The 23,481-nt window shown below is 45.8% G+C and carries 22 protein-coding genes; 19 read left to right on the top strand and 3 right to left on the bottom strand.

Annotated elements, in window-relative coordinates:
* Window positions 1-85: 85 nt before the first annotated feature.
* The gene (locus KQI39_RS17455; protein WP_253293192.1) at window positions 86-655 is read right to left on the bottom strand and encodes a hypothetical protein; all 570 of its coding nucleotides are present in this window, start codon (window positions 653-655) and stop codon (window positions 86-88) included.
* A complete protein-coding gene (locus KQI39_RS17450) occupies window positions 621-1,016 on the bottom strand; it encodes a glycoside hydrolase family 2 TIM barrel-domain containing protein (protein ID WP_253293191.1) in 396 nt (131 codons plus the stop codon). The genes KQI39_RS17455 and KQI39_RS17450 overlap by 35 nt, the downstream gene beginning before the upstream one ends.
* Window positions 1,017-1,374: 358 nt before the next feature.
* Here KQI39_RS17450 and KQI39_RS13515 point away from each other — a divergent pair, with 358 nt between their 5' ends.
* Window positions 1,375-1,974 carry a hypothetical protein gene (locus tag KQI39_RS13515; protein ID WP_216418972.1) on the top strand — a complete coding sequence of 200 codons (600 nt, stop codon included), beginning with the start codon at window positions 1,375-1,377 and terminating at the stop codon, window positions 1,972-1,974.
* A gap of 10 nt (window positions 1,975-1,984) precedes the next feature.
* Here the strand turns inward: KQI39_RS13515 and KQI39_RS13510 are convergent, their stop codons facing one another.
* Window positions 1,985-2,851: a shikimate dehydrogenase gene (locus tag KQI39_RS13510; protein WP_216418970.1), complete on the bottom strand. Its 867-nt coding sequence runs from the start codon at window positions 2,849-2,851 to the stop codon at window positions 1,985-1,987.
* A gap of 322 nt (window positions 2,852-3,173) precedes the next feature.
* On the opposite strand from KQI39_RS13510, the gene KQI39_RS13505 reads away from it, so the two are divergent.
* The 18 genes from KQI39_RS13505 (at window position 3,174) to ftsH (ending at window position 23,352) form a co-directional block, all read left to right on the top strand.
* Window positions 3,174-4,025 carry a sigma-E processing peptidase SpoIIGA gene (locus tag KQI39_RS13505; RefSeq protein WP_148447310.1) on the top strand — a complete coding sequence of 284 codons (852 nt, stop codon included), beginning with the start codon at window positions 3,174-3,176 and terminating at the stop codon, window positions 4,023-4,025.
* Between the two features lie 15 nt (window positions 4,026-4,040).
* Window positions 4,041-4,766 carry an RNA polymerase sporulation sigma factor SigE gene (gene sigE / locus KQI39_RS13500; RefSeq protein ID WP_148447308.1) on the top strand — a complete coding sequence of 242 codons (726 nt, stop codon included), beginning with the start codon at window positions 4,041-4,043 and terminating at the stop codon, window positions 4,764-4,766.
* Between the two features lie 103 nt (window positions 4,767-4,869).
* Window positions 4,870-5,868, top strand: a complete 999-nt coding sequence (locus KQI39_RS13495) for an AraC family transcriptional regulator (protein WP_173762395.1) — start codon at window positions 4,870-4,872, stop codon at window positions 5,866-5,868.
* Between the two features lie 103 nt (window positions 5,869-5,971).
* The gene (locus KQI39_RS13490) at window positions 5,972-8,620 is read left to right on the top strand and encodes an alpha-L-rhamnosidase (RefSeq protein WP_216418968.1); all 2,649 of its coding nucleotides are present in this window, start codon (window positions 5,972-5,974) and stop codon (window positions 8,618-8,620) included.
* Window positions 8,621-8,834: 214 nt separating this feature from the next.
* The gene (locus tag KQI39_RS13485; RefSeq protein WP_253293190.1) at window positions 8,835-9,620 is read left to right on the top strand and encodes an HD domain-containing protein; all 786 of its coding nucleotides are present in this window, start codon (window positions 8,835-8,837) and stop codon (window positions 9,618-9,620) included.
* A 129-nt stretch (window positions 9,621-9,749) separates the two neighbouring features.
* Window positions 9,750-10,040 (top strand): hypothetical protein, encoded by a 291-nt coding sequence (locus KQI39_RS13480; protein WP_216418963.1) that lies wholly within the window; start codon window positions 9,750-9,752, stop codon window positions 10,038-10,040.
* Between the two features lie 469 nt (window positions 10,041-10,509).
* On the top strand, window positions 10,510-11,949 hold the full coding sequence (gene proS / locus KQI39_RS13475; RefSeq protein WP_216418961.1) for a proline--tRNA ligase: 1,440 nt from the start codon (window positions 10,510-10,512) through the stop codon (window positions 11,947-11,949).
* Between the two features lie 203 nt (window positions 11,950-12,152).
* Window positions 12,153-13,481 carry a CCA tRNA nucleotidyltransferase gene (locus KQI39_RS13470; protein ID WP_216418959.1) on the top strand — a complete coding sequence of 443 codons (1,329 nt, stop codon included), beginning with the start codon at window positions 12,153-12,155 and terminating at the stop codon, window positions 13,479-13,481.
* 70 nt (window positions 13,482-13,551) lie between these two features.
* Window positions 13,552-14,529, top strand: coding sequence for a hypothetical protein (locus tag KQI39_RS13465; RefSeq protein WP_216418958.1), 978 nt, complete (start codon window positions 13,552-13,554; stop codon window positions 14,527-14,529).
* A 95-nt stretch (window positions 14,530-14,624) separates the two neighbouring features.
* On the top strand, window positions 14,625-16,358 hold the full coding sequence (locus KQI39_RS13460; RefSeq protein WP_148447292.1) for a phospho-sugar mutase: 1,734 nt from the start codon (window positions 14,625-14,627) through the stop codon (window positions 16,356-16,358).
* Between the two features lie 65 nt (window positions 16,359-16,423).
* The gene (locus tag KQI39_RS13455; protein WP_278278404.1) at window positions 16,424-16,753 is read left to right on the top strand and encodes an HU family DNA-binding protein; all 330 of its coding nucleotides are present in this window, start codon (window positions 16,424-16,426) and stop codon (window positions 16,751-16,753) included.
* Window positions 16,754-16,841: 88 nt separating this feature from the next.
* Complete coding sequence (locus KQI39_RS13450) at window positions 16,842-17,081, top strand: RNA-binding S4 domain-containing protein (protein ID WP_118062154.1); 240 nt, start codon at window positions 16,842-16,844, stop codon at window positions 17,079-17,081.
* 124 nt (window positions 17,082-17,205) lie between these two features.
* Window positions 17,206-17,487 (top strand): sporulation protein YabP, encoded by a 282-nt coding sequence (gene yabP / locus KQI39_RS13445; RefSeq protein ID WP_253293189.1) that lies wholly within the window; start codon window positions 17,206-17,208, stop codon window positions 17,485-17,487.
* 114 nt (window positions 17,488-17,601) lie between these two features.
* Window positions 17,602-17,916 (top strand): FtsB family cell division protein, encoded by a 315-nt coding sequence (locus KQI39_RS13440; protein WP_253293188.1) that lies wholly within the window; start codon window positions 17,602-17,604, stop codon window positions 17,914-17,916.
* A 120-nt stretch (window positions 17,917-18,036) separates the two neighbouring features.
* Window positions 18,037-19,530: a SpoIIE family protein phosphatase gene (locus KQI39_RS13435; RefSeq protein ID WP_216418956.1), complete on the top strand. Its 1,494-nt coding sequence runs from the start codon at window positions 18,037-18,039 to the stop codon at window positions 19,528-19,530.
* A gap of 24 nt (window positions 19,531-19,554) precedes the next feature.
* The gene (gene tilS, locus KQI39_RS13430) at window positions 19,555-20,964 is read left to right on the top strand and encodes a tRNA lysidine(34) synthetase TilS (RefSeq protein ID WP_216418953.1); all 1,410 of its coding nucleotides are present in this window, start codon (window positions 19,555-19,557) and stop codon (window positions 20,962-20,964) included.
* Window positions 20,961-21,488 (top strand): hypoxanthine phosphoribosyltransferase, encoded by a 528-nt coding sequence (hpt, locus tag KQI39_RS13425; RefSeq protein ID WP_148447286.1) that lies wholly within the window; start codon window positions 20,961-20,963, stop codon window positions 21,486-21,488. The genes tilS and hpt overlap by 4 nt, the downstream gene beginning before the upstream one ends.
* Window positions 21,489-21,504: 16 nt before the next feature.
* Window positions 21,505-23,352: an ATP-dependent zinc metalloprotease FtsH gene (gene ftsH / locus KQI39_RS13420; protein WP_216418951.1), complete on the top strand. Its 1,848-nt coding sequence runs from the start codon at window positions 21,505-21,507 to the stop codon at window positions 23,350-23,352.
* Window positions 23,353-23,481 lie beyond the last annotated feature (129 nt).

Raw genomic sequence — 23,481 nt, 5'->3', positions numbered from 1 at the left:
GCCTCTTTTAGAGGCCAGCCGGTATATATGCTTGAGGCATCCGCCTTTCAGGCGTTGCAGGCATAAGCCCCTTATAGGGGCAGAATCAAACCACCAGTTGAACTGGTGGTTCATGACTTGCTTTGATTTTTTTCGGATCTGTTTTGAACTGATGATCTTCATCAAGAAGCCCATTCTGTTCCTGCTGGATATCAGATAGCTGTGTGTAGCAGAAACCACAGAGCAGATCAGAAGCGTAGATGGACCGGATTACATGGCTGTAAGCTGCGAGAAAACTTTCTTCGCTGTCTGTATCAGAATAGCCCCAGCTTTTTTTATCCTTTCCGGTTTTAAGGGAAATTCCTCCGGCTTCTGTAAGCATAACCGGTTGCCCTTCATAAACAAAGCGGTCTGCAAAAAGCGGTCGTTCTACCAGGTTTTCAAGTCCGGAAAGAGACTGAAGTCCCAGAGAAAATGCAGCCTGGGTATCCGGATTATCCAAAGATCCGTGTTTGTAGGAGTGAAATGCACAGATGTCATTTTCCGTCATTTCCCATCCATCATTGGCGATTACAAGTCTGGAAGGATCCAGGCCATGAGCCAGATGATACAGAGACCGCGCAAAATGCTGCTGTTGTGTGTTATCGTAAAGTCTGGGAACCCCCCCAGCTTTCATTCATCATGTTCCACAGAATAATGCAGGGGTGGTTGTAGTCTCTCTGTATGGTACGGGTCCATTCCTGGGAAAAAACAGCTGCTGACTGCGGAGAAAAACTCCAGAAACTGGCTGTGCTTTCCCATACGAGAAATCCAAGTTTATCGGCCCAGTAAAGAAAGAGAGGATCTTCCGCTTTTTCATGTTTGCGGCAGCCGTTAAATCCCATTTCCTTGGCTTTCTGAATATCCTGGATATAGTTTTCTTCGGAAGGTGCGGTAACAAGTCCGTCCTTCCAGTATCCCTGATCCAGAAGCAGCTTCTGATAATAAGGCTGATTGTTAAGATAAACTCTGCCACCGTGGACGTGCACTTTACGCATTCCGAAGTAAGTTTCCACCTGATCCAGAAGGATATTTCTGGATTTCAGAAGTGCACTTACTGTAAAAAGATTCGGATGTTCCGGAGACCAGTACTATCCGGTAAAGTGGAAGGAACCGCGCAGTGCTTTGTTTTTGAAAATATCAACAATGATCTTTCCGCGTTTTTCGGAAACGGTAAGGGAACCGTGAGAAACCGGATGGTCCTTAAACCGGATATCCCATTCCAGTTCACATGGAAAAACAGTGCAGTCGGAAAGAGAATAAGTGATTTCTACAGTACCCTGATCAATATCCGGAGTAAAATGAATCCATTCCAGGTGGGCTTCATTTACCGGCTCCAGCCATACGGACTGCCAGATGCCTCTTGGAAATTATACAGATTTTCAGGTGGAACCTTCCTGTGGCCTGGCGGGAATGAACGGGGTAATTGATACTTTTGATGATCCAAGGTCTTTTTATTCGACGGACAGGCAGCAGGCGCAGCTGATCTGGTTCAGCCGGGGATATATAGAATATCGTTTTCCCAACAAAATAAATCCCCTCTGGAACATCCAGGAGATGAACTTTTCCATGGAGCTCTGTTCGGAAGCACCTGGATATAATGCCCAGTGGCCGTCGGATATTACTTTTTCAGTTAATGGAACAGAGATTGGGACTTATACATGTCCGGGAGATCTGGGAGCAAGAAGAGGGAGACTGACACCAAATGTATGGCCCATAGGTCTGACGCAGTATGGATTTATGACAGGAGTTTCTCTGCGAAAAGATGGATGTTACATCAATGAGATTAAGGTGAACGATGAGAATATACTGGAAACCGTGCGCCTGTCAGGAAAACCGTATATTTCTCTGAGGATCGGAGTGCGCCCGGATGCCATAAATCAGGGCGGAATCAATCTCTTCGGAGAAAAATACGGAGATTTCCCACAGGGAATTAATATGCGGATCGTGTATTAACAGGGATGGATTATTTAAAATATTTCTCTCTTACAATCTCAACCGGCATATCCAGTCCGGTCCAGATGTGGAATGCTTTTACGCCCTGGTGAAGCAGCATGTACATTCCGTTAAAGGTTGGACATCCGGCTTCCCGGGCTTCTCTAAGAAGTCTTGTTTCTCTTGGTTCATAAACAACATCGGCTACCGTAAGTTCCGGATGGAACAGAGTTTTATCCGGGATGACTGTGCCGGTCACATCCGGAACCATTCCCACAGAGGTAGCGTTGATCAGAAGAGTGCTTTCTTCCAGTGCGTCTTTCAGGGCAGCGTGATCATCCATCTCATGAAGAATCATTTCACACTCTGTCATATGAGACATTTTTTCTGCCATGGCAGCGGCACGTTCCCAGTAACGGCTGGTAGGACGTGCAAAAACATGGATCTTTTTTGCACCTTCCAGGGCGGACTGCCCGCAGATTGCCATTCCGGCACCGCCCACACCCATAACGGTGATGGTGCGTCCCTTCACATCACAGCCTGCATCTCTGGCAGACTGGGTAAATCCGTAACCATCCGTATTAAATCCTTTTAATTTTCCATTGTCATTGCGGACGGTATTTACCGCTCCGATCAGCTGGGCAGTGGGGGAAAGTTCATCCAGAAGTTCCACGATCTTATTCTTGTTTGGCATGGTCAGGTTAAAGCCTTTGATTCCGCAGGCTTTCAGTCCCTCCACTGCCTGAGGAAGGGTCTCCTCTGCCACATCAAAACAGAGATATACATAGTCAAGCCCGAGGTAACGAAATGCCTCATTGTGCATTAAAGGTGATACGCTGTGTGCAACGGGGCTTCCCAGAAGGCCGGTAAGCCCGGTGTGTCCGGTGATATTAATCATTGTTCGATTCCTCCCTTATATCCATAAAAAATATCAGCAAAAAGCTGCCTGCTTTTCAGATTTTATAATAAAAAATATTTTAACACTATAAAGTGTGAAAATCAACAAAGATGCATCATTGTACAGAAATTTATACATTTTTGTCACGAATCCATAGAAAGAATCTATAAATGTCGAGTGCCCCAGAAATGCCACGACAAGTTTGAGGCCAGGGCTTCCATGCTTTGACAAAATATGCAGAGAGCCTGCCATATAATAAATGCACTTACCAAAGTGAAGGATTGATCACGGATAAAGTGTTAGGTGGCAGCGGGGGAATTTTATGTATCAGACCATATACATAGATATCGTTTTTCTGACGAATTTCCTGATGGATTACATGCTTCTCAGACTTGTGGGAAGGTTTCTGCATCTTGGCGGAAGCCGATTCCGGTGTCTGGCATCTGCTGCGCTGGGAGCTGGTTTTTCCTGTCTGCTTCTTTATATGCCTGTCCGGATTGTTTTTCCGGTGGCTGTTCTGATTCATGGAAGCTGTGCTTTTTTTATGGCAGCTTTTGCGTTTCGGCTGAAGAGGGGCTGCCTGCTGGCAAAAACAATTCTGGCGATGTATCTTACCGCTTTTGTGGTGGGAGGGATTTATCAGGCGCTGGAAACAGAAGGAACCATGACAGGAAGAACTTTTCTGCTTTTTCTGGCAGGAACCTATGGCAGTCTTTACACACTGACCTGTGTGGCAGAAACTTTCCGGCTGTGCCGGAAAAATATTTATCCGGTAACCCTGATATATCAGGGGAAAAAACAACAGTCCTACGGCTTTTTTGACACAGGAAATCTTCTTATGGATCCTGTAAGCAGACAGCCGGTATCCATAGTAAAACCGGAACTTCTGGAAAAAGTGCTTTCCAGAGAACTGGTAAAAAAACTGATGTACATAAAAGAAAAACCAGAGGAGCTGGAAAGCACGGAACTTGCCGGGCTGCGGCCTCATTTTCTTTCGTGCCGCACAGCAGGCGGGAAAGAAGGACTGCTGCTGGGTGTGATTCTTACCGAACTTACGATCCAGACTCCCGGAAGGGTTGTACATGTGGGAAAACCGGTACTTGCCATTACATTTGAGCCCTCAGCTTTGGGAGAAGAGTACGGGATACTTTTGAATTCCAGACTATTGAATTAAGAAGGGGGCTTTTTTATGAACAGAGCTGCAGTAAGAGCGTATCCATTTCAGGTGATTTCAAGATTTATGATTAACCGGCCGGGAGATGTTTTTTATATCGGGGGAAATGATATCCTTCCGGCACCACTTCCGCCGGAGCAGGAGACGAAGGTAATTGCCATGCTGGGGACAGAGGAAGAAAAAGAAGCAAGGGCAGTTTTGATTGAGCACAATCTCCGGCTGGTGGTTTACATTGCGAAGAAATTTGACAATACAGGGGTAGGGGTGGAAGATCTGATTTCCATTGGAACGATTGGACTGATTAAGGCGATCAACACATTTAATCCTGTAAAAAATATCAAACTTGCTACTTACGCATCCAGGTGTATTGAAAATGAAATCCTGATGTATCTTCGGAGAAACAGCAAGACCAGAATGGAAGTTTCCATTGACGAACCCCTGAATGTGGACTGGGACGGCAATGAACTTCTGCTTTCGGATATTCTTGGTACAGATGATGATGTGATATCCAGGCGGCTGGAGGATGAAGTGGAGATTGCGCTTCTGGGAAAAGCCATCAGCAAACTGACAAAGAGAGAGCAGATGATTATCCGCCTGCGTTTTGGGCTGGGAAACAGAGAAGGGATGGAAAAGACTCAGAAAGAAGTGGCAGATCTCCTGGGAATTTCGCAGTCCTATATTTCCCGCCTGGAGAAGCGGATCATGAAGCGGCTGCGAAAAGAAATTGTAAAGTATGAATAGGAGAAACAGGAAAAAACGGTTTACCGGACAAAGCCAACGTGTTATATTGAGGAAAAGAGCGGAAACAGCTGTTTTCTGGAAACGGAGGAGCCTGAAAAATACGATGAACCGAGAAGAACTTGACCGTTATCTGAGAAAGATAACACCAAGAGAAAAAGAGATTCTGAAAGGAATTTCCCTGGAGGAACTGCACAGGCAGGACACCTGCCGGTTTGCAAAGTCCGGCCAGGGAACTTATCTTTTTGAGGGAAGCCTGTTTATGGCACCGGGAGAAAAAATTGTGGTAAGCAGGCAGGACCGTTATGTGGAAGTACTGCCCCATCAGCATGATTATATAGAACTGTGTTATCTCTGGTCAGGAAGCTGCAGCCAGACCATAGAAGGAAAGAAGGTTGTCACCAGCGAAGGGGATGTCTGTATTTTTGATACCCAGGCAGTGCATTCCATTGAGGCCGGCGGTGAAAATGATATTCTGGTAAATATTCTTATGAGCCGGGAATTCTTTGACGCGGCGTTTTTAAGCCGGATGCCGCGTCAGGGAATTGTCTCGGAGTTTCTTGCGGAATCGGTGACCAGAAGCAGGAAGAAGAAACATTATCTGTATTTTAAAACCCATGGAAACAACCGGGTGGGTGAGATCATGGAACAGATTATATCCGAGTATTACACCCGGGACATCGGCATGGAAGAGGTGATGGAAAGCTATGTGATTATTCTGTTTACAGAACTTCTCAGAACCTGGCGTGATGAGACAAAGAAACAGGCATCTGTGGCAAAGGAAGTACAGATCCTGGAACTGCTTTCCTATATCGAAAAAAATTACGAAACCTGTACACTGCCGGAAATGGGAAAGGCTTTTGGAATGCATGGCAATTATCTTACCGCCCTTCTGAAAGAAAAAACAGGAAGAAGTTTTGTGGAACATGTTCAGGAACAGCGCCTGAAAAAAGCAAGGATGCTTCTGGAAACAACGGAACTGCCGCTTTCAGAGCTGATCCCGCTGTGTGGTTACAATAATATGAATTTCTTTTACCGGAAATTCCGTGAGGCAGAGGGGTGTACGCCGGCACAGTACCGGAAAGAACATCGAAACACCTTATAAATGGTTAATATTTTGATGAAAAAGCGTTATTGAAGGATGACGCTTTTTTTGTTACCATTTCTGTAAGAACTGACAATATCACGGAAAATTGGGGGTAGAACCTATGTTAAAAATTAATGAGATCCGTATGGATTATGAAAAAGAACAGATTGGAATCACACATGTTCCGGAGTTCAGCTGGACATTAGAAAGTGATAAGAGAAATGTAATTCAGGATACCTGGGAGCTGGAAATTGCAGAGGATAAAGCTTTTGAGAAAAAGATCTACGAAAGTGGAAGGGTAAACAGTGATGCATCTGCACAGATCCTTCCTGAGAATGTGAAACTGGAATCCCAGAAGAAATATTTTGCCCGTGTAAAAGCAACCGCCAACGGAGAAGAGACAGAGTGGGCGGAGACATCCTTTGTCACAGGAATTCTGGATAACAGAGAATGGAAAGCAGTGTTTGTATCTGCAGAGGAAGAGGCAGATAAGGACAATTCCAAAGGTACCTATGTAAGAAATGAGTTTACAGTTGAAAAACCGGTAAAAGAAGCTTTTGTATCTGTAACTGCACTGGGACTGTATCATTTTTATGTTAATGGCAGAAAAGTTGGAAAGGATGAACTGACACCGGGATGGACTTCCTACCGGAAACATCTCTGCTTCCAGACTTATGAAGTAACCGATTACCTGAAAGAAGGCAAAAATGCGGCGGGTGCCGTGCTGGCAGCAGGCTGGTATAAAGGAAAAATGGGATTTGAAGGCCTGGAAAAGAGAAGAAACCATTATGGAGAAAATACCGCACTTCTGGCGCAGATGGTAATCCGTTATGAGGATGGAACCGAAGAGCTTTTTGTGACAGATGAGAGCTGGAGCGGTGCAGATGCACCGGTTGTGTTTGCAGAGATCTATGATGGTGAGATCTACGACGGAGCAAAAGAAATCAAAGGATGGTCTGAGGCTGGATGTACAGCCGGACAGTGGAAACCAGTCCGTAAACTGGATTATGATTTTTCCGTTCTTACCGGACAGGGAAGCGGAAAAGTTTCCCTTATGGATGAGGTAAAACCAAGAGAAATCTTTGAGACGCCGGAAGGAGATATGGTCATTGATTTCGGTCAGAATATGAGTGCCCTCATTCAGGTTACCGCAACAGGTAAAAAAGGTGATGTGATCCGTCTGGACTGCTTTGAGGTGCTGGACTCCAAAGGAAATGTATATCTTGATAACTTAAGAGGGGCAAAAGAATCTCTTCAGTATACATTCGGAGAAGATGGAACCATTACTTACCGTCCGTCCTTTACCTTTATGGGATTCCGTTACGCAAAGATCGTTTCCTTCCCGGGAACACCGGAACCTGGAAACTTTATCGCACATGCCATTCATACCAACATGGAACGTACCGGATTTCTTGAGACATCCAATCCGGATCTGAACCAGCTGGCCCACAATATCCTCTGGGGACTGAAGAGTAACTTTGTGGATGTTCCTACAGACTGCCCGCAGAGAGATGAGAGACTTGGATGGACCGGTGACGCGGAGATTTTCTGCCGTACAGCATGCTTCCTTGAAAATACATATTCTTTCTACCGGAAATGGCTCCGCGATGTGGAGGCGGATCAGACAGAGGAGGGCGGTGTTGCCCATGTTGTTCCGGATATTATTTCCGGAAATGAAGGGGATAACTGGCTTCTTAAACAGGGCAGCCATTCCGCAGCGGCCTGGGCAGATGTGGCAGTAATCAATCCATGGACCATGTATCTGACTTTTGGTGACAAAGAAATTCTGAAGATTCAGTATAACAGCATGAAGAACTGGATCAACTTTATGAGAGAGTATTCTGTGGATTATATCTGGAACTACAAGCTGCAGTTTGGTGACTGGGTAGCTCTGGACGCAGAAGAAGGCAGTTATTTCGGGGCAACTCCAAATGATCTGACCTGTACGGCTTATTTTGCATATTCCACAGGACTGTTTGTAAAAGCAGCCGAAGTTCTGGGCCGTGAGGAAGATGTGAAGGAATACACAGACCTTTACAATAAGGTTGTGGATAAATTCCAGAGAACATTCTTTGATGAAAACGGTGAGATGACGGCGCAGACACAGACCGCACATATTGTGGCACTGTATTTTGACCTGGTACCGGAAGAATATAAAGAGAAAACGGTTCAGGGTCTTTTAAGGCTTCTGAAAAAAGAGAATGATCATCTGGTAACCGGATTTGTGGGAACTCCGTATTTCTGCCACGCATTAAGCCAGAATGGCCATGTAAAGGAAGCGTACGATTTGCTTCTGAAAGATGATTTCCCGTCATGGCTGTATCAGGTGAAGATGGGAGCTACTACGATCTGGGAACACTGGGACGGACTGAAACCGGACGGAACCATGTGGAGTGCAGATATGAACTCCTTCAATCACTATGCTTACGGTTCCATCGGAGAATGGCTGGTACGTGTGATGGCAGGCCTTGAAGTGGATGAAAAGAAACCTGGTTATAAACACGCAGTGATTTATCCGAGAATGGGCGGAGATCTTAAATATGTAAAAGCAGAATACCGTTCTGTTTACGGTCCGATAAGAAGCTTCTGGGAAGTAACACCGGAAGAGACACTTCTGCATGTTTCCGTACCTGCAAATACAACCGCAACCATCTGCCTGGATGGGGCGAAGGAAGTGAAAGCCGCAGACGGACTTACGTTCACGGCAGGAGACGGATTTATGCAGGCTGAGGCCGGATCAGGAGATTATGAGATCCATTTTGTGAGATAAGAAAATAGTAAGAGATTCCAGAGAAAAGGCGGCTGTCCGGTCTATCCAGAAGATAGATTTGGGGCAGCTGCTTTTTTTGTCCGGATCAGGCAGTAGAGAGAATTTTCGAAATTCCGGGAAATACGGTGGAATTTGTCAGAGACCTTCGATATAATAAACACAGAGTGTTTTACAAAAGTTACAGAACAAAAAAATGCAGAAGGGGTGTGGCAGAATGATTGATATTGTGCATGCAAAAGAGGAATTCGAGAAATATCTGGATGAATACGACCGGCAGGATGAGCAGATTTATCTGAAGATCGAGCATACTTACGGTGTGGTGAAATACGCAGGGGAGATCGCCAGACGGATGGAGTGTTCCAGGGAAGACGTGGAACTTGCAGAACTGATCGGGCTGCTTCACGATATCGGACGTTTTGAGCAGATCCGAAGATTTCACAGCTTTGAGCCGGGAACTATGGATCATGCAGTATTCGGGGCAGAACTTCTCTTCGGGGAGGAAAAAATGATCCGCCGTTTTATCCGTGATGACCAGTTTGACATTCTGATCGATGCGGCAATCCGTAAGCACAGTGATTTTAAGCTGGAGGGGATCCATGACGCCAGAACACTGTTTCATGCAAAACTGATCCGGGATGCAGATAAACTGGATAACTGCCGGGTGAAGCTGGTGGCATCCATTGATGCCATGCTGGGAGTCTCAGAGGAAGCAGCAGGAGAAGGGCTGATCTCGCCGGCAGTGTGGGAGTCCTGCCTCAGAAGAGAGTCTGTATTATCTGCGGACAGACAGGTGCCGGTGGACTACTGGGTATCCTATCTTGCCCAGTACTATGATATTAATTTCCCGGAAACCTGTGAGATCATCGAGGAAGAGGATTATATCACCAGGATCGCAGACCGGCTGACCTACAAAGAGCAGGATACCAGAGACAAGATCCGTATTCTCACAGAAGATCTGAACCGGTATCTGGAGATGCCGGCAGTGTCTGTGAAAGAGTAGAAACATGGCATAGCAAAAAGAATCAGGGGAAAAGCAGAAACAGACGTTGACTTAAACAGGGTTTATGATTATGGACGTAAGGATGCCAATGGGAAGGAAAGGGATCTTCATATTGAGAAGGCGCTTCAGGTGACGAAGAGGGTGCCGATCCTTCGGAAGAAGTCTTTTGAGCCGCATATTGTGGACTGTGGTTATTTTACGGTTGATAAGGTGGTTCTGGATGGACAGAGGATGAAGAAGATCTTTGGAGAGATTGATAAGACCTCTTTTGCCAGCCTGCTTGTGCTGGATGGCGCCGGGAAGGTGCAGTCCGGGGAGGAAAGTGTGGATGTGCAGAAGGGAGATAGTATTTTTATTACGGCTAATGCCGGCGAGTATGAAATGGAAGGAAAATTTGAGGCACTGTTGACAACAGTGTAAAAAACCGCAGGGGAGGGAAAGGCGCTCGGAGTTTCGAAGCCCACTTTTCCCTCCCCTGCACCCCTCCCTTTCCGGGCACGAGTACGGTATTGGTCATGAACGGGAAGGCGGGCGCTTGCGCCCTGTTCCCTGAATGGTGGCGATAGGGTTTGGTGGATTAGAATTTTTTTGGTTTGGGGTTGACTTTGGGGGAGTTTTCGCCTAAAATGTATCGAAGATACGGCGATGATGAGAATAGTACACAGGGAATTATCTCAGAGAGGGGCCTGGTTTGGTGGAAGGGTCCTGTGCGTGAACTGTGGAACCGGCCTCGGAGCTCTGCGTGATTGAAGCGTGGCGTGTGTTTCCGGCGTTAACGGGTGTTGAGAGAGCAGCGGGCGCGCTGTTAACTGGGGTGGTACCGCCGAAGTCATTCGGTCCCTTGTGAGGGATTCGGATGGCTTATTTTTTTTGAAAAAAGGAGATTATCATGGCAAAAGAAAAGAAATTAGTACAGGCCATTACGTCTATGGATGAGGATTTTGCTCAGTGGTATACAGACGTTGTTAAGAAGGCTGAGCTTTGCGGCTATACAAGCGTTAAGGGTTGTATGGCGATCAAACCTGCAGGTTATGCAATCTGGGAGAATATCCAGCATGAGCTTGACCGCAGATTTAAAGAGACTGGTGTAGAGAACGTTTACATGCCGATCTTTATTCCGGAGTCTCTTCTTGATAAAGAGAAAGATCATGTAGAAGGTTTTGCTCCGGAGGTTGCATGGGTAACTCATGGCGGTCTGGATCCTCTTCAGGAGAGACTTTGCGTGCGCCCGACTTCTGAGACTCTGTTCTGCGATTTCTATCAGAAAGAGATCCAGTCCCACAGAGATCTTCCGAAGGTTTACAACCAGTGGTGCTCTGTTGTGCGCTGGGAAAAAACAACCCGTCCGTTCCTTCGCTCCAGAGAGTTCCTGTGGCAGGAGGGCCATACTGCACATGCAACAGCAGAGGAGGCAGAGGCACGTACCATCCAGATGCTGAACCTGTATGCAGATTTTTGCGAGGAAGTTCTTGCAATCCCGGTTATCAAAGGACAGAAGACAGACAAGGAGAAATTCGCAGGTGCTGAGGCTACCTACACCATCGAGTCTCTGATGCACGACGGTAAGGCTCTTCAGTCCGGTACAAGCCATAACTTCGGAGATGGTTTTGCCAAAGCATTCGGAATCCAGTACACAGACAAAGATAACACACTGAAATATGTTCACCAGACATCCTGGGGAATGACAACCCGTATGATCGGTGCCATCATTATGGTACACGGTGATAACAGCGGTCTTGTCCTTCCTCCGAGAATCGCTCCGGTACAGACTGTGATCATTCCGATTCAGCAGCGTAAAGAGGGCGTTATGGAGAAAGCTGACGAGCTTCTTGTAGCACTGAAGGCAGCAGGCATCCGTGCAAAAGTTGACGCTACAGACAAAAGCCCGGGATTCAAATTCGCTGAGCAGGAGATGCGTGGTATTCCGCTTCGTGTTGAGTGTGGACCGAAAGATATCGAGAATGGCCAGGCAGTTCTCTGCAGAAGAGATACCCGTGAGAAATACACTGTATCCTTCGAGGAGCTTGCAGATAAGGTTAAAGAGCTTCTGGATACCATTCAGCATGATATGCTGGAGCGCGCACGTGCACACAGAGAGGCACATACTTATGTAGCCAAGAATTACGAGGAGTTCGGCGAGATCATCAACAGCAAGCCAGGATTCATTAAAGCTATGTGGTGCGGCGACCGTGCATGCGAGGACAAGATCAAAGAAGATTTCCAGGCAACATCCAGATGTATGCCATTTGAGCAGGAGCAGTTAAGCGACGTTTGCGTATGCTGCGGAAAACCGGCCAAGAAAATGGTTTACTGGGGACGTGCATACTAAAATGTATAAAACTGCGTGAGCAGTAACCAGACCATACAGGAATTTGGACAGCGGGGCGAAATAAGCTCCGCTGTTTTTATGGATTTATGCTATAATGTCGTTACTGAAACCATATCAGAATATCATCCGGCTGCTGAGAGCAGATAATACAGTGAAATGTGAATGCTTGATCTTGACAGCAGCAATCAGTAAGAGGAGTTATTATGAAGATAAACATACCACAAAAAGCAGCGCAGATTCTGAAGACTTTAAATGTTGCCGGCTATGAGGCTTACGTTGTCGGCGGCTGCGTCCGGGATTCCATCCTGAACCGGGTGCCGGGGGACTGGGACATTACAACTTCTGCACTTCCGGAGCAGGTGAAGGAACTTTTTCACAGAACTGTAGATACGGGGATCCAGCATGGAACAGTAACCGTAATGATGGATAAAGAAGGATTTGAGGTGACAACCTACCGTGTGGACGGCGAGTATCATGATGGCCGCCATCCGGATGCTGTGACTTTTACCAGAAGCCTTGAGGAAGATCTGAAACGAAGAGATTTTACCATCAATGCCATGGCCTACCATCCGGAGCACGGACTGGTGGATCTGTTTGGCGGAATGAAAGATATTGATGGGAAGATCATCCGGTGTGTCGGGGATCCGGTGGAACGTTTTACAGAGGATGCCCTTCGGATGCTCCGGGCAGTGCGTTTTTCCGCACAGCTTGGATTTACTGTGGAAGAGAATACAAAGGCAGCACTGGCGCGGATGTCAGGAAACCTGGAACATGTCAGTGCAGAACGTATCCAGACAGAGCTTGTGAAGCTTCTGGTGTCCGATCATCCGGATTATCTCAGGACAGCCTGGGAGACAGGCCTTACAAGAGAATTTCTTCCGGAATTTGATGCCTGCATGGAGACAGAGCAGAATACTCCCCATCACTGCTACACCGTAGGCGAGCACATTCTGAAAAGTCTCACAGAGATCGAAAATGACAGGCTTCTCCGCATCACCATGCTTCTTCACGACATCGCCAAGCCGGTTGTAAAAAAGACGGACGGGAACGGAAGAGACCACTTTAAGACACACGGACCGGCAGGGGAAAAGCTGGCAGGAAAGATCCTGCGCCGCCTGAAATTTGACAATGCAACCATCCGAAATACCTGTCGTCTGATCCGGTATCACGATCTTCGCCCCACACCGGCAGCTGAGGATGTGAGAAGATCTGTGAACCTCATAGGAGAAGATCTTTTTCCACTGTATCTGAAAGTACAGAAGGCAGATCTTTTAGCGCAGAGTACTTACAGGAGAGAGGAGAAACTGGCACGGTTAGGTGGCGTGACAGAAACCTATCAGGGAATCCTTGAAAGAGGAGAATGTACCTCACTGAAAACCCTGGCAGTTTCCGGAAAAGATCTCATAAATGCCGGACATCCGGCCGGACCGGAACTGGGAGATCTTCTGGAAAGACTTCTTGACTGTGTGCTGAAAGATCCATCCCTTAACACAAAAGAAAAACTTCTTGAAACAGCGGAAAAGACAGCATAAAAACCCAATAGAATAACGAAAATCCCCCCTGCATAAGATAGAACGTAAAATAAGGCAGGGGGGAACTTTTTTGTATGATTATGGTTTGAGCGTACTGGAGCAGTACGGGCTTACAGCATTTACTTCCGGCAGGGTGAGGGGTGCACTTCTTTGCCAGACAGAAAAAGGTCCTGTGATACTCCGGGAATTTCACGGCTCAGAAAAAAAGCTTTCCATGCAGCAGCAGCTTCTTGAAAAACTGAAAGAACAGAATTGTTTCGTGGATATCTATCTCAGAAATCAGGAGGGGGTTCTGGTAAGCAGGGACAAAGATGCCATTCCATACACTGCACAGATCTGGTTTGAGGGACGGGAATGTGATACGAAATCTGAAACGGATATTTTAAAGAGTATCTGTACTCTGGCACAGATCCACAAAATCATGCAGCTTCCGGTGGAAATGGATTATGCGGGAAGAGATCTGCAGAATGAATATAACCGGCATAATCAGGAAATGAAAAAGATACGTCGTTTTATCCGGAAAAAAGGACCATCCAATCAATTTGAAAAAGATTATCTGAAAAGTGTGGAATGGTTTCTTCAGAAGGGAGAAGAAGCGGCAGATATGCTGGAAACCACGGATTATAAAAATCTGCGGCAGCAGGCTCTCCAGAAAGGCAGTATCTGCCATGGGGAATATAATCAGCATAATGTACTGATAATTGGAAAAAATACAGCAGTAACCAATTTCAGCCACTGGAGTTTTGATGTGCAGATGGCAGATCTGTACCGTTTTATGCGGAAAATTCTGGAGAAATACTGCTGGGACTTACACATTGCCCAGAAGATGCTTTCCGCATACAATTCGGTACGTCCGATTTCAGAGTCTGAGTGGCAGAATCTGAGAGTCCGATTCTGTTATCCGGAAAAATACTGGAAACTTGCCAATCATTATTATACGCATAACAAAGCAGTGATTTCCGGGAAAAATGTGGAAAAGCTGCGAACCCTGATTCATCAGAAAAAACAGTGGGAGGAATTTTCAAAACAGTGCTTCCGACAGGAATAATTCTGAATGTGTCAAAAACAAAACTTCCCTTTTTCAGAAAATTGTTATATAATGTTAATTATCTTATATAAAGAAACAGGGAGGTATTTTGGAACATGGATTATAAGGAAATCTATAATCAGTGGCTTGAAAACCCATACTTCGACGAGGCAACAAAAGAAGAGCTGAAAGCAATCAAAGACGACGAAAATGAGATCAAAGAGCGTTTTTATATGGATCTTGAATTTGGTACGGCAGGCCTGCGCGGTATCATTGGCGCGGGTACCAACCGTATGAATATTTATGTAGTAAGAAGAGCAACTCAGGGTCTTGCCAACTACATCGCAAAAGTAGACAAGAAATCCCAGGGTGTTGCCATTGCATATGATTCCCGTCATATGTCACCGGAGTTCGCCCAGGAAGCAGCACTTTGCCTGGCCGCTAACGGAATCAAGGCTTACATTTTCGAGACACTTCGTCCGACACCGGAGCTTTCCTTTGCAGTACGTCATCTGGGATGCGTTGCAGGTATCAACGTAACAGCCAGCCATAACCCGCCGGAATACAACGGATACAAGGTTTACTGGGAAGACGGCGCACAGATCACACCACCTCATGACACCGGAATCATGGGTGAGGTTAAGGCAATCTCCGACTGGAATACCGTAAAGACCATGGATAAAGAAGAAGCAGTGAAGGCAGGACTTTTCGAGGTGATCGGACAGGCTGTTGACGATGCTTACATGGCAGAGCTTAAGAAACAGATCATCCATATGGATGCCATCCAGGCAGAGGGCAAGAACCTCAAGATCGTTTACACACCACTTCACGGAACCGGTAATATCCCGGCCAGAAGAATCCTGAAAGAGCTTGGATTTGAGAACGTATACGTAGTACCGGAACAGGAACTTCCGAACGGAGATTTCCCGACTGTCAGCTATCCGAACCCGGAGGCAGCAGAGGCATTTGAACTTGGCCTGAAGCTTGCCAAAGAAGTTGATGCAGACATCGTACTTGCAACAGACCCGGATGCAGACCGTCTTGGTGTCCGCGTAAAAGATAAAAACGGTGAGTACCATGACCTGACCGGAAACATGTCCGGATGCCTTCTTGCAAACTATGAGCTGAGCCAGAGAAAGGCTGTAAACGGAAGCCTTCCAGAAGACGGAGCTCTTGTAAAGACAATCGTTACAACAAACCTGGCAGATGCGATTGCCAAGGGATACAACGTGAATCTCATCGAAGTGCTTACCGGATTCAAATACATCGGACAGCAGATCCTTGGATTTGAGAACAGCGGTAAGGGTACATATCTTTTCGGATTTGAGGAGAGCTATGGCTGCCTGATCGGAACCTATGCAAGAGATAAAGATGCCATCGTTGCTACTATGGCACTTTGCGAGGCTGCCGCTTACTATAAGACACAGGGCAAGACTCTCTGGGATGCAATGATTGATATGTATGAGGAGTTTGGATATTATAAAGATGCTATCCAGGCAGTTACCATGAAGGGTATTGAGGGACTCCAGAAGATTCAGGAGATCATGACAACACTTCGTCAGAATCCGCCGGCAGAGTTTGCAGGTCATAAGGTAACCGCAGTACGTGACTATAAACTGGATGAGATTACAGATCTTGCTACAGGAGAGAAGAAACCGACAGGCCTTCCGAACTCCAATGTTCTTTATTATGAGCTTACAGACGATGCATGGGTATGTGTAAGACCGTCCGGTACAGAGCCGAAGGTAAAATTCTACTATGGAGTAAAAGGAACCTCTCTTGCAGATGCAGACGAGAAATCCGATGCAATGGGCAAGGCAGTTCTTGAAATGGTTGATTCCATGAAATAAAGGGTCATCCTTCCGCCTGTAATATGCGAAAAACCTTGACATTATAAGCCAAAAGGTTTATATATATAAGGCAAAGCCAAAAAAATAAGAGAACATCAATTATAGGAGGAAACACCATGAATAAAACAGAGTTAGTAGCAGCAATGGCGAAAGACACCAATCTTTCCAAGAAAGATGTAGAAGCTGTTCTGAAATCTTTTATCGATGTTGTAACTGATGAACTGAAAAAAGGCGAGAAGATTCAGCTTGTTGGATTTGGAACTTTCGAAGTAAGCACAAGAGCTGCAAGAGAGGGAAGAAATCCTCAGACTGGTGAGACCATGACAATCGAGGCTTCCAAGTCTCCAAAATTCAAAGCAGGAAAAGCTTTAAAGGATGTTGTTAACGGTAAATAATCTGTTGATTCAGTGATAACGGCAGGAGGAACCAGAAACCGGTTTCTCCTGCTTTTTTACTACGAAAGTTTTTTAAGGAGGAAAAAATATGCGTCTTGATAAATATCTGAAAGTATCCAGACTGATCAAACGCCGTACGGTGGCCAATGAGGCATGCGATGCAGGAAGAGTTCTTGTAAATGACAAACCGGCCAAGGCATCTGTACAGGTAAAAACCGGGGATACCGTGGAAATTCAGTTCGGAAGCCGTAACGTAAAGGTGGAAGTTCTGGAAGTTAAAGATACAGTAAAAAAAGATGAAGTAGAGAGTATGTTCCGCTATATTTAACCAGATCCGGAAAACGCTTTCTGCATGTTTCGATATCCGGCTGATTGGGCATGCTTTTGCGAATGGTCTATTTCCATACAGCGTTTCATAGATTAAAAGAGAAACGGTTCCCGGGAGGCTGGTTTTGGACGGGAAGAAATCTGCGGTAGCTCATAAGTTGATGCTGGAAAGACAGAAGGGGGGCACAATCACCGGAATCCGGGAGGTGATATCTTTTGACGAAAAAGAGATACTGCTGCACACAGAAGAGGGAAAACTGTCCCTGAAAGGAGATTCCCTGCATGTAAGGCATCTGGATCTGGAGAGCGGGGAACTGAGTCTGGAAGGTAGAATTGACAGCCTTGCATATCTTGGCAGAAAGAAGGAAAAAAAGGAAGAGTCCCTTTTAAAAAGACTGTTTCAATAAGGACAAAAAAAGACAGCAAACTGGTTGATATTTTTTAACAGAAGTTGTAAAATCTGGATATATAAGCTCATAATAAAAATGAAAATCAAGAAAGCTAAAAAAGGAGCAGACAGATTGAAAAAGCCGGAAAAAGGGAAAAAAAAGAAGATAATCGGTTATAATTATCTTGGTATGGCAGGAATTGCCGTGATTGCGCTGGTGCTGCTTGGAAGTCTTATGGTGCAGAGCAAGGGGCTGCAGCGACGTCTGGATTATTATAATTCCAAGGCGGCAACACTGGAGAAATCGATTGACAGTGAGAAGGAACGAACCAAGGAAATTGAAGCTCAGAAAGAATATATGAAAACCGATGAATATGTAGAAGAAGCAGCCAGAGAAAAGCTTGGTCTTGTAAAAGACAATGAGATTGTATTTCAGGAAGAAAAATAGCCGAAAGCAGAAGCCTTTTGGCAGAAAATTTCCTGGGATTATCGTGCGGTTTTGACACATATTTCAGAATACCTCCTTTATAATAATCAGTCAGTGAAGGTTATAAGGGGAGGGAAAAATATGCAGGAATGGATCATTGCCATGCTCGTAGTCAGCATTCTGCTGATACTCCGGGACATGGCAAAAACTGTCTTTTCAGGAAGAACGCAGGAAAAAGAAGAGATGATGCCGCTATGTGAAAGCCATCCCCAGAAGGAAAAAGTGGAACGGTATGCAGCATCATTCCGAAAACTGGCGGAAACTTTTTATGGGATGCCCTACCGTAAGGAGTTTTTGAGCGGAGGACAGCTGAATCGTATTATTTCTGACACCAGTGCTTTTGTCTGTGCCAGATGTTATCAGAGAGAAATCTGCTGGGGAGAACGTGCCGGGGAAACCATGCGGGGCAGTGAGAAGATGATCCGTGTTATGGAAGAAGGCGATGAGGAAGCCATATGTCAGGCGCGAAGCGAATGGATCAGTGTCTGTGGGCGTTCGGCTCAGTATTTTCAGGTTCTGAATGAAGAGTTTCGGGAGGAGAGACAGAATCTGGTCTGGGACAACCGGATGATCGAAAGTCGTCTTGCGGTTGCACAGCAGCTTACTGAGATATCCAGAATTATGGATCACGTGGCCGAAGAACTGTATGACATTATGCCGGCAGATCCCAGCTTCCGGGAGGATCTCCGAAAAGCTTTCTGCAAAAAACATGTAATCATAAAAAATGTCTGGGTTATGGACAAAGTAGAAGGAAGACGGCAGGTATTTCTGAATCTTCGTGCCAGAAATAGGCAGTGTGTTTCTATGACGGAAATTGCACAGATTTTATCCAGAATATGTGGAAGCCCTATGACACCGGAGCAGGGAAGCAGGAGTATTGTAAATGGGGAGTTTCATACCGTACATTTTGTGGAAGATGTAAGTTATCAGATCCTTTACGGAGTGGCAAGCCTGACAAGAGAAGCGGAAAAAGTTTCCGGAGACAATTATATCTGCCGCCAGGAGGAAGATGGCAGGTTTTTTCTCTGCCTTTCGGATGGAATGGGGTCCGGGATGGAAGCTTTCAAGGAAAGCGAAATTGTGGTGGAGCTGCTGGAACAGTTTATGGAATCCGGATTTTCCCAGGAAACAGCAGCACGAATGGTGAATTCGGCACTGATTCTGAAAGGAAGAGAAGGAATGTTTTCCACGGTAGATATCTGTGCAGTGGATCTTTACACGGGAATCTGTAATTTCCTGAAGGCAGGTGCATCCTCTACATTCATAAAAAGGGACCACTGGGTGGAATCCATTTCATCAGAAAGTCTGGCAGCAGGCCTGGTTCAGCAGCTGGATTTTGATACTGCATCCAGAAAACTTTATCATGGAGATTATCTGATTATGATGACAGATGGAGTCCTGGATGCGCTGCCAGCAGAACGGGAAGAGGAGACCATGAAGGAGATTATTATGGATATCCGGGAAAAAGAACCGAAAGAGATTGGACGTGGAATACTGGAACGGGTTCTGGGATACAGCGATTACCGGGCAAAAGATGATATGACGGTAGTTGTGGCAGGCCTTTGGAAAAAATAGAAAGTCTTTGATACAGGAGAAAAAATGATCGAACGTGTAAAAAAATATATCAGGGAAAATCAGATGCTGGAAGCTGGAAGTATGATAGTGGCGGGAGTATCCGGAGGAGCGGATTCTGTTGCCATGCTCCATATTTTAAAAAGCATACAAAAAGAATTTAGATTTTCCCTGGAGGCGGTTCATATCCACCATGGAATCAGGGGAAAAGAAGCGGACAGAGATGAAGCCCTTGTAAAAAAAATCTGTGAAGAATGGAAAATTCCGTTTCAGTCTTATCATTATCCGGTTCCCAGACTTTCCAGGGAGTGGAAACTGGGAGAGGAAGAAACCGGAAGGATTGTTCGTAAGCAGGCTTTTGCGGAAGAAAAAAAGAAGCTTGGTTTTTCGGAAAAACGGGAAGAGGGAATGGGGCGGTTCTGCATTGCGCTGGCCCATAACTGTAATGATCTGGCAGAAACCATGCTACATCATCTGGCACGAGGGACAGGCCTTCGCGGCCTTTCGGGAATTCGCCCCTGTAATGGAGAAATTATCCGGCCGGTTTTATGTTTAGAACGGAAGGAAATTGTCTATTATCTGGAAGAAAGAGGAATTCCCTATATTACAGACAGCAGTAACCTTTCTGATGAATATACGAGAAACAGAATCCGGCATCACATACTTCCTGCAATGGAGATGGAAATTAACCAAAAGGCAGTGGAACATATGGCGGAAACAGCCAGAATCCTTGCGTCTGCGGATGAGTATTTCCAAAAAAAAGGAAAAGAACTTCTGAAACTGTGCAGGCGGAAAGAAGGCTATTTTCTGGATGATATCTTTTTTGAAGAAGATTCCATTATCCGGGAATATGCAGTGATGGAAGGTTTTGAACAGCTTGCGGGGAAAAGAAAAGATTTTACCTCTCTTCACGTAGAACAGGTATTTTCCCTCAGGGAGAAAGAAATCGGCCGTTATATTTGCTTTCCGCAGCATTTAAGGGCCATCCGGCAGTATGGAGGGATTCTGCTGGAAAAGACAGAAACGCAGGAGGCACCGGAGTATACAGAGTTTTTTTTTGAAATTCCGGTTCCAGGAACCCTCAGATGTTCTTTCGGAATCTTTGAGACAAAAATTTTCCCCTATAAGAATCAGAAGATTGAAGAAAAAAAGTATACGAAATGGATGGATTATGATAAAATAAAAGGTAGTCCATGCGTTCGTACCAGAAAACAGGGAGACTATCTTGTTGTAAACAGTGCCGGAGGAAGAAAGAAACTGAACCGTGTCTTTATTGACGAGAAGATTCCGGCCGGTTTAAGGGATCAGATTCCGGTTGTTGCCACAGGATCAGAGATCCTCTGGATCCCGGGAGGACGAATGAACGAACAGTATAAGGTCACTTCCACTACAGGGAGAGTGTTGGAATTACATTACCAAGGAGGAGTTTTAACATGAGCGAAAAAATCAGGGTTTTACTCAGTGAAGAAGAAGTAGATGCCCGTATCCAGGAAGTTGCAGATGTGATCAACAAAGATTACGAGGGAAAAGATGTACACATGATCTGTGTGCTGAAAGGCGGAGTTTTCTTTATGTGTGAGCTTGCCAAAAGGATCACACGGCCGGTAACTCTGGATTTCATGTCTGTATCCAGTTACGGTGATGACACGAAATCAAGCGGTGTTGTAAAGATCGTCAAGGATCTTGACCAGCCTCTGGAGGGGAAAGATGTCCTGATCGTGGAGGATATCATTGATTCAGGAAGAACATTAAGCTATTTGCTGCGTATCCTGAAAGGCAGACACCCGGCAAGCATTAAACTCTGTACGCTTCTTGATAAACCGGAGAGACGTGTGACAGACGTAGAGGTAGATTACTGCTGTTTCAATATTCCGGATGAGTTTGTGGTAGGATATGGACTTGATTATGCCCAGAAATACAGAAACCTTCCTTACATCGGAGTAGTGGAACTGGAGGACTGAAAGGAGATTTAACCAAGTGAGCAAGCATTCAGGTAAGATAGGCCTGTACCTTCTGCTTATTGTGGCACTGATCGCAGGATATCTGTATCTCAATGACCAGGTATCTACCCAGGGCAGTTACACAATGGGTCAGCTGGAAAAGGCTCTGGAAGAAGACAAAGTAACGGATGCAGTGATTCATCAGAACAGAGAAGTGCCCACCGGTTATGTAACGGCAAACATTGTTTCAGACGGTCAGAGGACAGTCTATGTAACCGATGTAAAAGAGGCAGAAGAGCTTCTTGAAAAATATGACATTGATCCGACGATCCGCAATGTGCCCAAAGACAGTTCCATGATCGGAACCGTTCTTCCGGTGGTACTTACCGGTGCGATCCTTATCTTTTTCTTTATGATGCTGAACCGGCAGATGTCCGGAGGCGGTGGAAGCAATGCGAAGATGATGAACTTCGGAAAAAGCAGAGCCAGAATGTCTACCCCTGATGATAAGAAAGTAACATTCAAGGATGTTGCAGGTCTTCAGGAGGAGAAAGAGGATCTGGAGGAAGTGGTTGACTTCCTGAAATCCCCGCAGAAGTATACCAAGGTAGGTGCCAGAATTCCGAAAGGAGTAATCCTTGTGGGCCCTCCGGGAACCGGTAAAACCCTTCTTGCGAAAGCAGTTGCAGGAGAAGCGGGGGTTCCGTTTTTCTCCATTTCCGGATCGGATTTCGTGGAGATGTTTGTAGGTGTCGGTGCGTCCCGTGTACGAGATCTTTTTGAAGAAGGCAAGCGCCATGCGCCGTGCATTATCTTTATTGATGAGATCGATGCGGTAGCCCGCCAGCGAGGAACCGGAATGGGTGGCGGCCATGATGAGAGAGAGCAGACACTGAACCAGCTTCTTGTAGAGATGGATGGTTTCGGAGTAAATGAAGGTATCATCGTGATGGCAGCTACCAACCGTGTGGATATCCTGGACCCGGCAATCCTCCGTCCGGGACGTTTTGACCGAAAAGTCGGTGTGGGACGTCCGGATGTTAAGGGCAGAGAAGAGATCCTGATGGTCCATGCCAAGGACAAACCGCTGGGAGATGATGTGGATCTTCGCCAGATTGCCCAGACAACAGCCGGATTTACCGGTGCGGATCTGGAGAACCTTCTCAACGAGGCGGCCATTGACGCAGCCAAAGAAAGCCGTCCTTATATCATGCAGAAAGATATCAAAAAAGCATTCATTAAAGTCGGGATCGGTGCAGAGAAGAAGAGCAAGGTCATCTCTGACAAAGAGAAGAAGATCACTGCTTATCATGAGGCAGGTCATGCGATCCTGTTCCATGTGCTTCCGCATATGGACCCGGTATACACCATTTCCATTATTCCTACAGGAATGGGCGCTGCCGGTTACACCATGCCGCTTCCGGATAATGATGAGATGTTCAACACAAAGAACAAGATGCTGGAGGATATCACAACGCTTCTCGGAGGCCGTGTGGCCGAGGAGATCATCTTCGGAGATATTACAACAGGTGCATCCAATGATATCAAACGTGCCACAGAGACTGCACGTTCCATGGTAATGAAATACGGTATGTCCGAAAAGATCGGCCTGATCGCTTACGGCAACGATGACGATGAGGTATTTATCGGCCGTGATCTGGCACATACCAGAGGTTACAGCGAGGAAGTGGCAAGAGAGATCGATGAGGAAATTTCCCGTATCATCAGCGAATGCCACGAGAAAGCAGAGAGTATTATCCGAGAGCATATCGGCGTTCTTCACAGCTGTGCATCCCTTCTTCTTGAGAAGGAAAAAGTACATCGTGAAGAGTTTGAAGCACTTTTTACAACAGAAAAAGAAGAGGTTGCAGAAACAAACGAATAAAGTGCACAAAAAAACATATTGAATTTTGTGAACTTTGTGCACACTTTTTGGTGGACACATGGTACTATATATACCGTAAAAACCCCCCCAATACATTATATAGTTTTTGCTACACCCCATAAGAAGAAA

Source organism: Blautia sp. MSJ-36 (assembly GCF_018917985.1).
GTDB lineage: Bacteria > Bacillota > Clostridia > Lachnospirales > Lachnospiraceae > Blautia_A.
Note: the sequence above shows the minus strand (reverse complement) of the source record. Positions and strands in the feature narration are given on the sequence as shown.